Below are 11585 nucleotides of genomic sequence, written 5' to 3'. Positions count from 1 at the left end.
CCCCCCCCCCCCCCCCCCCCCCCCCCCCCCCCCCCCCCCCCCCCCCCCCCCCGCCCCCCCCCCCCCCCCCCCCCCCCCCGCCCGCCCCCCCCCCCCCCCCCCCCCCCCCCCCCCCCCCCCCCCCCCCCCGCCCCCCCCCCCCCCCCCCCCCCCCCTCTCCGGAGGACGACGGCGGCGCGTTCGACGTCGTCGTCGTGGGAGCGGGCTCGGCCGGGTGCACGCTGGCCGGCCGGCTGAGCGAGGACCCGTCGCGCCGGGTGCTGCTGCTGGAGGCCGGCGGCTCCGACGACGTGCTCGAGGTGCGGGTGCCCGCGGCCCTGTACAAGAACTGGCGCACCCGGCGGGACTGGAACTACACGACCGAGCCGCAGCCGGCACTCGGCGGACGACGGCTGTTCTGGCCGCGGGGCAAGCTGCTCGGCGGGTCGTCGTCGATCAACGCGATGATCTACGTCCGCGGGAACGCCTGCGACTACGACGAGTGGGCCCGGCTGACCGGCGACCCGTCGTGGTCCCACTCCCACGTCCTGCCGCTGTTCCGGCGCACGGAGGACAACGCCCGCGGCGCCGACCGCTTCCACGGCGTCGGCGGGCCGCTGCGCGTGGAGGACCCCCGCTCACCGCACCCCTGGTCGCGGGCCGCCGTCCAGGCCGCGGTGGCCGCCGGCCACCCGCGCAACGACGACGTCAACGGCGCCACCCAGGACGGCGCGGGGCTCTTCCAGCTGACCCAGCGGCGCGGCCGGCGCTGGTCGGCCGCCGACGCCTACCTGCACCCGGCCGTGGGCCGGCCCAACCTGACCGTCCGGACCGGCGCGCTCACCACCCGGGTGCTGGTCTCCCGTGGGCGGGCCACCGGCGTCGAGTACCACCGTGGCGGGCGGGACCACACCGTGTCCGCCGGCGAGGTGGTCCTGGCCGGCGGCGCGGTGAACTCCCCGCAGCTGCTGATGCTGTCGGGCATCGGCCCGGCCGCCCACCTGCGCGCGGTCGGCGTCGACGTCGTCTGCGACCTGCCGGGTGTCGGCAGCGGCCTGCAGGACCACCCCCTGGTGCCGGTCGTCTGGAACACCCGCTCGGGCCGGTCGCTGCTGCACGGGGAGTCGCCGTCGGGCTACGCGCGCTGGTTCGCCGCCCGCCGCGGCCCGCTGTCGTCCAACCTCGCCGAGGCCGGGCTGTTCAGCCGCTCCCGGCCCGGGCTCGAGGCGCCGGACCTGCAGCACCACTTCCTGCCGGTCGAGTTCTGGCGGCAGGCGGAGGTCGACCCCGCCGTCGACGCGTTCACCACCGCCGTCGTCCTGGTGCGGGTGCACTCGCGGGGCACCGTGCGGCTGCGCTCGGCCGACCCGACGTGGGCACCGGCGGTCGACCCCGGCTACCTCACCGACGACCGCGACCTCGACGCCCTGGTCTGCGGGGTGGAGCAGGCCCGGGAGGTCGCCGCGACCGCCCCGCTGTCCGGCGTCCTCGCCGAGGAGCGGTCGCCGGGCGGCGCGGTGCGCGGCCCCGACGGGCTGCGCCGCGCCGTCCGGGACACCCTCGAGTCGCTGTACCACCCGGTCTCCTCCTGCCGGATGGGCACCGACGACCTCGCGGTGGTCGACCCCACGCTGCGGGTGCACGGCCTCGACGGGCTGCGCGTGGTCGACGCCTCGGTCATGCCGACGCTGGTGCGGGGCAACACCAACGCCCCGACGATCATGGTCGCCGAGCGCGCGGTCGACCTGATCGCCGGGCGCACCGTCGACCCCGCCCTCGCCGGCACCGGCTGACCGGGGCCACGGGTCCGGACAGCGGCGGGGAGCCCGCTCTGCGGTGCCGGGGCCTCAGCCGTGGGCCTGGGCGGCTGCCGCCTCCTCGCGGTCCACCGGCAGCGCCGTCCCGCCCGGCGGCGGGAGGTTGCGGCGGATGGCGATCGACGCCACCGCAGCGACCAGGCACAGGGCACCGGCCAGGAACCAGGCCGGATCGTAGGAGCCGGTGACGTCGCGGATCACGCCGCCACCGAACGCGGCGACCGCCGAGCCGACCTGGTGGGAGGCGAACACCCACCCGAAGACCACCGGCGCGCGGGCGCCGAAGTGCTCGCGGCACAGCGCCAGCGTCGGGGGCACCGTGGCCACCCAGTCCAGGCCGTAGAAGACGATGAACGCCACCATGCTGACGTGCAGGTCCGGCCCGAACAGGGTCGGCAGCGCGAACAGCGACAGCCCGCGCAGCCCGTAGTAGGCCAGCAGCAGCACCCGCGGGTCGACCCGGTCGGTGAGCCAGCCGGAGAACACGGTCCCGGCGATGTCGAAGACCCCGACGACGGCGAGCAGCCCCGCCGCCGTGGTCACCGGCATGCCGTGGTCGTGCGCGGCCGGGATGAAGTGCGGCTGCACCAGCCCGTTGGTCGACATCCCGCAGATGAAGAACCCGACGGCCAGCAGCCAGAACGGCCGGCTGCGGGCGGCTGCGACGAGCCCCTGGACGGCGGCGCGCGCGGCACCGGCGCGCACCGGGGCGACGTCGTCGTCCGGGCTGCCGCCGTAGGGCGCGACGCCGAGATCGCGCGGCCGGTCGCGCAGCAGCCAGGCGACCAGCGGGAGGACGGCGAGCGCGGCGGCGGTGGTGCCCAGCGACGCCGCGCGCCAGCCCCACGCCGTGTCGATCCACGCGACCAGCGGCAGGAAGACCAGCTGCCCGGCCGCCCCGCCGGCGGTGAGGATGCCGGAGACCAGCCCGCGCCGGGCCACGAACCAGCGGCCGGTCACCGTGGCCACCAGCGACAGCGCCATGGAGCCCGAGCCCAGGCCGACGAGGACGCCCCACAGCAGGACCAGCTGCCAGCTCGCGGTCATGAACACCGTGAGCCCGCTGCCGAGGGCGACGACCAGGAGCGCGGCCATCACGACCCGCCGGATGCCGAAGCGCTCCATCAGGGCCGCGGCGAACGGGGCGGTGAGCCCGTAGAGCGCCATGTTGACCGCCACCGCGGCGGAGATGGTCGACACCGACCAGCCGAACTCCGCGCGCAGCGGGTCGATGAGCACACCGGGCACCGCACGGAACGCGGCCGCGCCGACCAGGGCCAGGAACGTCACCGCCGCGACCCACCACGCCGGGTGGATGCGGGAGGTGGCGGCGCGGGGGTGGTCGGTCGTCGTCACGGCGTCGAGCATGACCGACGGCCGCGAGGGACCGACAGTGGCCCGGAGGCCAACATGTGCAACGATCCGGCCATGTCCTCCGGTGCGGACCGGCACGAGGTCGCCGTCCTGGCCCTGCCCAACACGATCGCCTTCGAGCTCGGCCTCCCCCACCGGCTGCTCGAGTCCGCCGTCGACGCCGACGACCGGCGCCTCTACCGGGTGCGGGTGGCCACCCTGGACGGCGGCCCGGTGCGCACCTCGGCCGGCTTCGACGTGCTGCCGCAGCACGACGTCTCCCTGCTCGCCGAGGCCGACACCGTCGTCGTCCCCGGGGTGTACGGCGGGCCCGCGATGCGCGACGGGACGCTCGCTGCCGAGCTGGCGGCGGCGCTGCAGGAGGCCGCCGGGCACGCCCGGATGGTGTCGATCTGCACCGGCGCCTTCGTGCTCGCCGCCGCCGGGCTGCTCGACGGCAGGCCGGCCACCACGCATTGGATGCACGCCCCGGCCTTCCGGCGGCTGTTCCCGTCGGTGCGCCTGGACCCGGGCGTGCTCTTCGTCGACGACGGCGACGTGCTGACCTCCGCCGGCAACGCGGCCGGGATCGACCTGCTCCTGCACCTGGTCCGCCGCGACCACGGCAGCGAGGTGGCCAACCGGGCCGCCCGCCGCAACGTCGTGGCCCCGTGGCGGGAGGGCGGGCAGTCGCAGTTCGTCGAGCGCCCCCTCCCGGAGACCGACGGGACCGGCACCGCGGCCACCCGCGCCTGGGCCACCGAGCGGCTGGGCGAGCCGCTGAGCCTGGCCGACCTCGCCGCACACGCCCGCATGAGCGTGCGCACCTTCACCCGCCGGTTCCGCGAGGAGACGGGGCTCTCCCCGCTGCGGTGGCTGGCCGGGCAGCGGCTGGCCCTGGCCCGGCAGCTGCTCGAGTCCACCGACGCCCCGATCGACCGGGTCGCCGTCGACGCCGGGTTCGGCACCCCGGCGTCGCTGCGTCAGCACCTGCGGGCCAGCATCGGCGTCGCCCCCGGCACCTACCGGCGCGCCTACCGCGGCAACGGTGTGACCGGACACTCCCCGGGGTGAGGGCACAGGCACCCTCCGCGTCTGGTTGAGTACGACGTACCGGCGCCGCCCTCCGCTCATCCGGAGCTGCAGGACTCGACGTCGGACCGAGGCTGCGCCACCGAGGCGCGCCCGGCTGTCCGCCGTCCCGCTGACGACGTGAGCCCGCCCTGCCCGCGCAGGAGCGCCGCGCCCACGGTCGCCGGGCCGCACGGGGAGCCACCCGAGCGTCAGGAAACCGAATGACCTCGCACGACCCGTCCACCCCCACCGCCGACAACGGCGCCCCTCGCCCCCGCCGCCGCGGCAGCCGCGGCCGCGGTCGCCCCGCCGGCGCCCCGCCGGCCGGCGCGCAGACCCGCCCGCAGCCGGACCCGGTGCCCGCCTCCGTGGTCCCCGCCGGCGACGTCGCCACCGTGCTGCCCACCGACACCACGTTCGCCGAGCTCGGCGTCCCCGCCCCGCTGGTCGAGGTGCTCACCGCCAGCGGCATCACCGCGCCCTTCCCGATCCAGGTGGCCACGCTGCCGGACACCCTCGCCGGGCGCGACGTGCTCGGCCGGGGCCGCACCGGCTCCGGCAAGACCCTGGCCTTCAGCCTCCCGCTGGTGGCCCGGCTGGCCGCCTCCAGCAGCAAGCGGCAGCCCAGGCGGCCGCGGGCGCTGGTGCTGGTGCCGACCCGCGAGTTGGCCAACCAGGTCGCCGCGGTCGTCGACCCGCTGGCCCGCGCGCTCGGCATGCGGACGACGACCGTCTTCGGCGGCGTCGGCCAGAACCCGCAGGTGCAGGCGCTCGCCGGCGGCATCGACGTGCTCATCGCCTGCCCCGGCCGGCTGGAGGACCTCATCGGCCAGGGGCACGCCGACCTCGGCGCCGTCGAGGTCACCATCCTCGACGAGGCCGACCACATGGCCGACCTGGGCTTCCTGCCCGGCGTCAAGCGCCTGCTCGACCGCACCCCGAAGGTGGGCCAGCGGCTGCTGTTCTCCGCCACGCTGGACAACGGCGTCGACGTGCTGGTCAAGCGCTACCTGGACCGGCCGACGACGCACTCGGTGGACCCCGCCGTCGCGCCGGTGTCGACCATGACCCACCACGTGTTCCGCGTGGACGCCGCCGACAAGGCCCAGGTCGTCAAGGAGCTGGCCTCCGGCCTCGGTCGCAGCGTGCTGTTCACCCGCACCAAGCACCAGGCCAAGAAGCTGGCCAAGCAGCTGACCGCCGCGGGCGTGCCCGCCGTCGACCTGCACGGCAACCTCAGCCAGAACGCCCGTGAGCGCAACCTCGAGGCGTTCAGCAGCGGGGACACCCGGGTGCTGTGCGCGACCGACATCGCCGCCCGCGGCATCCACGTCGACGACGTCTCGCTGGTCGTGCACGTCGACCCGCCGGCCGAGCACAAGGCCTACCTGCACCGCTCCGGGCGCACCGCGCGCGCCGGGGCCGGCGGCACCGTCGTCACCGTCGCCACGCCCGACCAGGCGGGTGAGGTGCGCACCCTGGCCCGCCAGGCCGGGATCACCCCGCAGGTGTCGGCCATCAAGCCCGGGGCCCGCGAGATCGTCGAGCTGACCGGGCCGGCCGCGCCGTACGTGGAGCCGGCCCCCGCGCCGGCGCCCCAGCCCCAGGGCCAGGGCCAGGGCCAGGGTCAGGGTGGCGGCCGGCGTCGGCGGGGCGGGAACGGTGCGGCTGCCTCCGGCGGACGCGCCGCGACGACCGGCACGGCCACGACCGGGGGCCGCGGCGGTTCGGGCCGCCCGGCCGGGCCGGCCCGCACCCGCGCCGAGCTCGCCGCGCGGGCGGGCACCCACTCGGCCGCGGGCTTCAGCGGCCGCTCCCGCCGCGGCGGGCGCTGACCTCGCGCCCCGGGGGCCGGCCGGCGACGGTCACCCCCGGGGTGGTGGGCACGACGGGGGTCGTCCAGAGTGGGGACGGACCCGTCCCCCCTGATCAGCGAGGTGCACCATGCGTCTGCCCATCACCCTGTCCGAGATCGGCCCCCGCATCTCGGCCGGCGCCTTCATCCTCAACAGCGGGCTGGGCAAGCGCGGTGCCGACGAGGGCACCGCGGCCGGCCTGCACGGGTTCGCCGCGGGCACCTACCCGTTCCTCAAGGACGTCCCGCCGCAGCAGTTCGTCAAGGGCCTGGCCTACGGCGAGATCGCGATCGGCGGCCTGCTGCTGGCCCCGTTCGTGCCCACGGCGGTCGCCGGCGCCGCGCTCACCGCGTTCTCCGGCGGGCTGCTGGGCCTGTACCTGAACACGCCGGGGATGCGGAAGCCCGGCAGCCTGGCCCCCACCCAGGAGGGCCTGGCCGTCGCCAAGGACGTCTGGCTGCTGGGCATCGGGGTCGGACTCCTCACCCGCGGCACCATCGACCGCGAGCCGCGCCGGGTCCGCAAGGCCGCCAAGACCCTCGCCAAGGCCAACCGGAGGGCCGCCCGCGCCGCCAGCCGGGCCGAGTGACGCCCGCGGGGACGGTCGGACGCCGGCCGTCCCCACGGTCACCCGGGCAGGAACACCTGGCTCACGATCCGCCGCCGGCGGACACCGTCGGGCTCCAGCCCGGTCCGCGCGGAGAGGACGGCGCGCAGCTCGGTGACCAGCTGCCCGAACTCCTCGTCGCTGAGCCACAGCCCGATCTGCCGGTAGCCGACGCCGTCCCGGGCCGGGTCGAGCCCCCCGCTCCCCGCCCCGTCGACGTACCGGTCGAAGTCGGCCAGCAGGGCCGCCACGAAGGTCGCGAACGCGCGACGGTGCTCCTCGGGGGTCAGCTCCGCGGCCGCCTCCGGCCCCACCGAGGCCGCCGCGGTCACCAGGCGGTAGCTGCGTTCCGCGGCGCCCCGCACCCTCCGCTCCCCCACCACCGTGAGGACGCCGGCGTCACCGAGCACCCCCACGTGCCGGTACAGCGTCGCCGGCGGGACGTCGGGTAGCAGCGCGCGGAGCTCGGCCGTGGTGAGGGTCCGGTCACCGAGGAAGGCCTGGACGATCCGCAGCCGGACGGGGTGGAGGAGCAGGTCCGCGGATGCCATGGAGCCACCGTTCTCATGTTTGACACTGGTCTCGTGTTTGAGAATGATAGCGGCATGGCGACCGTGACGACGACTCCGCACACCCTCCGGATCACCCTCACCCGCGGCGAGAAGCTCCTCGGGCTGCTGCGCGACCTCGAGGTGCCGCGGGACGCCGTCGCCTCGGTGGAAGCGGTCCCCGACGGGCTGTCCGCCCTCCGCGGGCTGCGCGCGCCAGGTCTGGGCCTGCCCGGCGTCCGCGCGATCGGCACGTGGCGCCGGCGCGGGGAGAAGTCACTGGTCAGCGTGCGCCGCGGCCAGCCGGCGGTGCGCCTGCGGCTGACCGGCCAGCGCTTCGACACGGTGCTGGTCGGCGCCGACGACGCCGCGGCGCTCGCCGGCGCGCTCGCCGGGGGGCGGTGACGGTGCGCGAGACCGCACTGACCGTCCCGGGCGACCCCCCGCTCGCGGGCACGCTCACCCTGCCCGACGACTCCCCCGGCCCGGCGCCCGCGGTGCTGATGGCCGCCGGCTCCGGCCCGCTGGACCGCGACTCCAACCACCGCCGGATGCGCTTCGACGTCACCCGACAGCTGGCGCACGCCCTGGCGGCCGGCGGCATCGCCTCCCTGCGCTACGACAAGCGCGGTGTCGGCGAGAGCCCGGGCGACTGGCGCGCGACGGGGTTCTCCGAGAACGTCGACGACCTCGGCCGCGCCCACGCGGCCCTCGCCGCCCACCCGGGGGTCGACCCGGCGCGCATCGTCCTCGCCGGCCACAGCGAGGGCGCCCTGCTGGCCGCCGCCCTGGCCGCGCGCGGCGGGCGGGTGGACGACGGGGTCGCCGGCGTGGTCCTGCTGTCGACCAGTGCCACCCCCGGCGACGAGCTGCTGCGCTGGCAGGCCCGGCAGATCGCCCCGACACTGCCGGCCCCCGTGCGCGCGCTGCTGCGGCTGTTCCGCACCGACCTGGAGGCGAAGGTGGCCGCCAACCACGCGCGCATCCGGGCGACGACGACCGACGTCGCCCGGATCGGCGGCGTCCGGGTCAACGCCCGCTGGACCCGGGAGTTCCTGGACCACGACCCGCGCGCCGACCTCGCCCGGCTGCACGTGCCGGTCCTCGCCCTCACCGGCGAGAAGGACCTGCAGGTGCCCGCCGCGGACCTCGACGTCCTCGCCGCCACGGTGCCCGGCCCGGTGGAGGCGCACCGGGTCCCCGACCTCACCCACACGCTGCGCCGGCAGCCGGGGCCCGCCTCGCTGCGGTCCTACCGGGCGGAGCTGCGCTCCCCGGTCGACCCGGAGGTGCTCGACACGGTCGTGGCCTGGTGCCGCCGGACGGTCGCTGCACACGAGCTGCCAAGGACCTGTGAACCCCCTGTGTAGGGGTTCCGAGCAGTCCTACAAAGTTGCAGTATCTGCGGCACAGCGGCCCCCGGCGACGGAGCGGGGCCGCCGGCTCCGAGGAGATCCACCGTGCCCCAGCCGACCGGTTCCGCCCGCCGTACCGCCGCCGTAGTCCTCGCCCTCGGTCTCGGGCTCAGCGCCTGCGGCGGGAACGACGGGGGCACCGAGGCCGCGTCCGACAGCACCACGAGCAGCGCGGCCGACACCAGCAGCAGCGCCGCGGCGCCGGCCTCGCCCGGCTCCTCGGCACCCGCGGAGTCCGAGGCCGAGGCCGTGACCGTGAACGCGGTCGACCTCGACTTCGAGCTCTCCGAGGACAGCTACTCCGCCGGCACGTACACCTTCGAGGTGACCAACACCGGCAACATGCCGCACGACTTCGTCGTCGAGAAGGACGGACAGGAGATCGCCGCCACCGAGGTCCTCCAGCCCGGCGGCACCGCGACGCTGGAGGTCACCCTCGAGCAGGGCGACTACGTCTTCTACTGCTCGGTCGGCCAGCACCGGGCCAACGGCATGGAGGTGCCGGTCTCCGTCACCGCCTGAGCCACCCGACCCGGCCGTTCCCCTCGGCCGGGCCGGCTCCCGGACTCCGGGGAGGTGGGCGGCGGGACCCCCCGCTCGCCGCCCACCTCCCCGGACCCTCCTAGTTCCCGCTGGCGAAGGCCGCGTCGAACGCGGCCGCCGGCGGGTCGAACGCCAGCCGGCGCACGAAGGCCAGCGCCTCGGGGGCGCCGACCAGCCGGTCCATGCCGGCGTCCTCCCACTCCACCGAGATCGGCCCGTCGTAGCCGATCGTGTTGAGCATCCGGAAGCACGCCTCCCACGGGACGTCGCCGTGGCCGGTGGAGACGAAGTCCCAGCCGCGCCGCGGGTCGGCCCAGGGCAGGTGCGAGCCCATCCGGCCGTTGCGGCCGTTGCCCACCTGCTTCTTCGCGTCCTTGCAGTCGACGTGGTAGATCCGGTCCTTGAAGTCCCAGAGGAAGCCGACCGGGTCGAGGTCCTGCCAGACGAAGTGCGACGGGTCCCAGTTCAGCCCGAACGCCTCCCGGTGACCGACCGCCTCGAGCGCGCGGACCGTCGTCCAGTAGTCGTAGGCGATCTCCGAGGGGTGCACCTCGTGCGCGAAGCGGACGCCCACCTCGTCGAAGACGTCGAGGATCGGGTTCCAGCGGGCGGCGAAGTCGGCGTAGCCGTCCTCGATCATCGACTCGGGCACCGGCGGGAACATCGCGACGGTCTTCCAGATCTTCGACCCGGTGAACCCGACGACGACGTCGACACCCAGCTTCGCCGCGGCGCGGGCGGTCGTCTTCATCTCCTCGGCCGCCCGCTGCCGGACGCCCTCGGGGTCGCCGTCGCCCCACACCCGCGGGTGCACCATGCCGCGGTGCCGCTCGTCGATCGGGTCGTCGCAGACGGCCTGGCCGTTGAGGTGGTTGGAGATGGCGAAGACCTGCAGGCCGTACTTCTCCAGCAGCGCCTTGCGGTCGGCGACGTAGGAGTCGTCGTTCGCGGCGCGCTCGACGTCGAGGTGGTCGCCCCAGCAGGCGATCTCCAGGCCGTCGTAGCCCCACTCGGAGGCCAGCCGGCACACCTCCTCGAAGGGCAGGTCGGCCCACTGGCCGGTGAACAGCGTGACGGGACGGGGCATCAGGCGTCTCCTCGCGGGGCGGTGGTCACGGGGATCTCGGTCCAGGCGGAGCCGGCGGCGGCGCTGCGCTCGACGGCGTCGAGGACCCGCTGGACCTGCAGGCCGTCGGCGAACGACGGCGCGGGGTCCTCCCCCTTGGCGATGGCGGTCACCAGGTCGACGACCTGGTGGGTGAAGCCGTGCTCGTAGCCCAGCCCGTGGCCGGCCGGCCACCAGGCGCCGACGTAGGGGTGGCCGGGCTCGGTGACGAGGATGCGGCGGAAGCCCGCGACCTCGGCGGGCTCGGTGCCGTCGAAGAACTCCAGGACGTTCATGTCCTCGAAGTCGAAGGCCAGGCTGCCGGCCGAGCCGTTGACCTCGATGCGGATGGCGTTCTTGCGGCCCAGGGCGAAGCGGGTGGCCTCGAAGCTGGCCAGCGCGCCACCGCTGAACCGGCCGAGGAAGAGGGCGGCGTCGTCGACGGTGACGGTGCCCATCTCCGAGCCCCCGACGCCCGAGAGCTTGCCGGTCTCGGCCGGTAGCGGCCGCTCCTTGACGAAGGTCTCCATCAGCGCGCTGACGCCGCTGACCTGCTGCCCGGTGATGTACTGCGTCAGGTCGACCACGTGCGCGCCGATGTCGCCGAGCGCCCCCGAGCCGGCCTTGTCCTTCTCCAGCCGCCACGACATGGGTGCGGCCGGGTCGGCGATCCAGTCCTGCAGGTACTGGGCGCGCACGTGCCGGATCGTCCCGAGCCGGCCCTCGGCCACCAGCTGGCGGGCCAGCCCGATCGCCGGCACCCGCCGGTAGGTGAAGCCGACCATCGACCGCACCCCGCGCCGGGCGGCCCGCGCGGCGGCCTCGGCCATCGCCTCGGCCTCGGCGACGGTGTTGGCCAGCGGCTTCTCGCAGAGCACGTGCTTGCCGGCGTCCAGCGCGGCGATGGCGATCTCGGCGTGCGTGTCGCCGGGTGTGCAGACGTCGACGAGGTCGACGTCGGGCCGCTCGACCACGCGGCGCCAGTCGGTCTCGGTGCCCGCCCAGCCCAGCCGGCGGGCGGCGTCACCGACGCGGGCGGGGTCCCGGCCCGCGAGGACGGTGAGCTCGGGCTGCAGGGGGAGGTCGAAGAAGTGCGGGGCGGTGCGCCAGGCCTGGGAGTGCGCGGCGCCCATGAAGGCGTAGCCGATGAGGCCGACGCCGAGGGTGGGGGTCATCCGGAGGGCTCCTCGGGTGTGCGGGGGGGGGGGGGGGGGGGGGGGGGGGGGGGGGCGCGCGGGCGCCCCCCCGCCCCCCCCACCCCCCGCCCCCCACCGCCCCCCGCTACGAC

General features: G+C 76.2%; 11 protein-coding genes. 7 read left to right on the top strand and 4 right to left on the bottom strand.

The features are described 5' to 3' along the window. Positions 1 to 194 precede the first annotated feature (194 nt). Positions 195 to 1772 (top strand): GMC family oxidoreductase, encoded by a 1578-nt coding sequence (locus ACI79E_RS22110; RefSeq protein ID WP_456934733.1) that lies wholly within the window; start codon positions 195 to 197, stop codon positions 1770 to 1772. A gap of 54 nt (positions 1773 to 1826) precedes the next feature. On the opposite strand, the gene ACI79E_RS22105 is transcribed toward ACI79E_RS22110, so the two are convergent. Continuing rightward, a complete protein-coding gene (locus ACI79E_RS22105; protein ID WP_456934732.1) occupies positions 1827 to 3152 on the bottom strand; it encodes an MFS transporter in 1326 nt (441 codons plus the stop codon). Between the two features lie 72 nt (positions 3153 to 3224). On the opposite strand from ACI79E_RS22105, the gene ACI79E_RS22100 reads away from it, so the two are divergent. From ACI79E_RS22100 to ACI79E_RS22090, 3 genes are all read left to right on the top strand, one after another. Then, a complete protein-coding gene (locus ACI79E_RS22100) occupies positions 3225 to 4223 on the top strand; it encodes a GlxA family transcriptional regulator (RefSeq protein ID WP_456934731.1) in 999 nt (332 codons plus the stop codon). A 221-nt stretch (positions 4224 to 4444) separates the two neighbouring features. Next, positions 4445 to 6058: a DEAD/DEAH box helicase gene (locus tag ACI79E_RS22095; protein WP_456934730.1), complete on the top strand. Its 1614-nt coding sequence runs from the start codon at positions 4445 to 4447 to the stop codon at positions 6056 to 6058. Between the two features lie 109 nt (positions 6059 to 6167). Beyond that, a complete protein-coding gene (locus ACI79E_RS22090) occupies positions 6168 to 6668 on the top strand; it encodes a hypothetical protein (RefSeq protein ID WP_456934729.1) in 501 nt (166 codons plus the stop codon). A 38-nt stretch (positions 6669 to 6706) separates the two neighbouring features. On the opposite strand, the gene ACI79E_RS22085 is transcribed toward ACI79E_RS22090, so the two are convergent. Beyond that, positions 6707 to 7237, bottom strand: coding sequence for a helix-turn-helix domain-containing protein (locus ACI79E_RS22085; RefSeq protein ID WP_456934728.1), 531 nt, complete (start codon positions 7235 to 7237; stop codon positions 6707 to 6709). Between the two features lie 54 nt (positions 7238 to 7291). Between ACI79E_RS22085 and ACI79E_RS22080 the strand changes: the two genes are divergently transcribed. From ACI79E_RS22080 to ACI79E_RS22070, 3 genes are all read left to right on the top strand, one after another. After that, positions 7292 to 7639: a hypothetical protein gene (locus tag ACI79E_RS22080; protein ID WP_456934727.1), complete on the top strand. Its 348-nt coding sequence runs from the start codon at positions 7292 to 7294 to the stop codon at positions 7637 to 7639. Between the two features lie 2 nt (positions 7640 to 7641). Next, a complete protein-coding gene (locus ACI79E_RS22075; RefSeq protein ID WP_456934726.1) occupies positions 7642 to 8604 on the top strand; it encodes an alpha/beta hydrolase family protein in 963 nt (320 codons plus the stop codon). A gap of 90 nt (positions 8605 to 8694) precedes the next feature. After that, the gene (locus ACI79E_RS22070) at positions 8695 to 9171 is read left to right on the top strand and encodes a cupredoxin domain-containing protein (protein WP_456934725.1); all 477 of its coding nucleotides are present in this window, start codon (positions 8695 to 8697) and stop codon (positions 9169 to 9171) included. A 100-nt stretch (positions 9172 to 9271) separates the two neighbouring features. On the opposite strand, the gene ACI79E_RS22065 is transcribed toward ACI79E_RS22070, so the two are convergent. Together ACI79E_RS22065 and ACI79E_RS22060 are read right to left on the bottom strand one after the other, a co-directional pair. Next, entirely contained in the window at positions 9272 to 10279 is a 1008-nt protein-coding gene (locus tag ACI79E_RS22065; protein WP_456934724.1) for a sugar phosphate isomerase/epimerase family protein, read from the bottom strand. Further along, the gene (locus tag ACI79E_RS22060; RefSeq protein ID WP_456934723.1) at positions 10279 to 11472 is read right to left on the bottom strand and encodes a Gfo/Idh/MocA family protein; all 1194 of its coding nucleotides are present in this window, start codon (positions 11470 to 11472) and stop codon (positions 10279 to 10281) included. The genes ACI79E_RS22065 and ACI79E_RS22060 overlap by 1 nt, the downstream gene beginning before the upstream one ends. Between the last annotated feature and the right edge of the window lie 113 nt (positions 11473 to 11585).

The sequence above is a fragment of the Geodermatophilus sp. SYSU D00079 genome, from assembly GCF_054050635.1.
Note: the sequence above shows the minus strand (reverse complement) of the source record. Positions and strands in the feature narration are given on the sequence as shown.

Bases quoted from the DNA above. Each gene is read 5' to 3' on its own strand.
- ACI79E_RS22100 (WP_456934731.1), top strand. From the start codon at position 3,225: ATGTCCTCCGGTGCGGACCGGCACGAGGTCGCCGTCCTGGCCCTGCCC.
- ACI79E_RS22095 (WP_456934730.1), top strand. From the start codon at position 4,445: ATGACCTCGCACGACCCGTCCACCCCCACCGCCGACAACGGCGCCCCT.
- ACI79E_RS22090 (WP_456934729.1), top strand. From the start codon at position 6,168: ATGCGTCTGCCCATCACCCTGTCCGAGATCGGCCCCCGCATCTCGGCC.
- ACI79E_RS22085 (WP_456934728.1), bottom strand. From the start codon at position 7,237: ATGGCATCCGCGGACCTGCTCCTCCACCCCGTCCGGCTGCGGATCGTC.
- ACI79E_RS22080 (WP_456934727.1), top strand. From the start codon at position 7,292: ATGGCGACCGTGACGACGACTCCGCACACCCTCCGGATCACCCTCACC.
- ACI79E_RS22065 (WP_456934724.1), bottom strand. From the start codon at position 10,279: ATGCCCCGTCCCGTCACGCTGTTCACCGGCCAGTGGGCCGACCTGCCC.
- ACI79E_RS22060 (WP_456934723.1), bottom strand. From the start codon at position 11,472: ATGACCCCCACCCTCGGCGTCGGCCTCATCGGCTACGCCTTCATGGGC.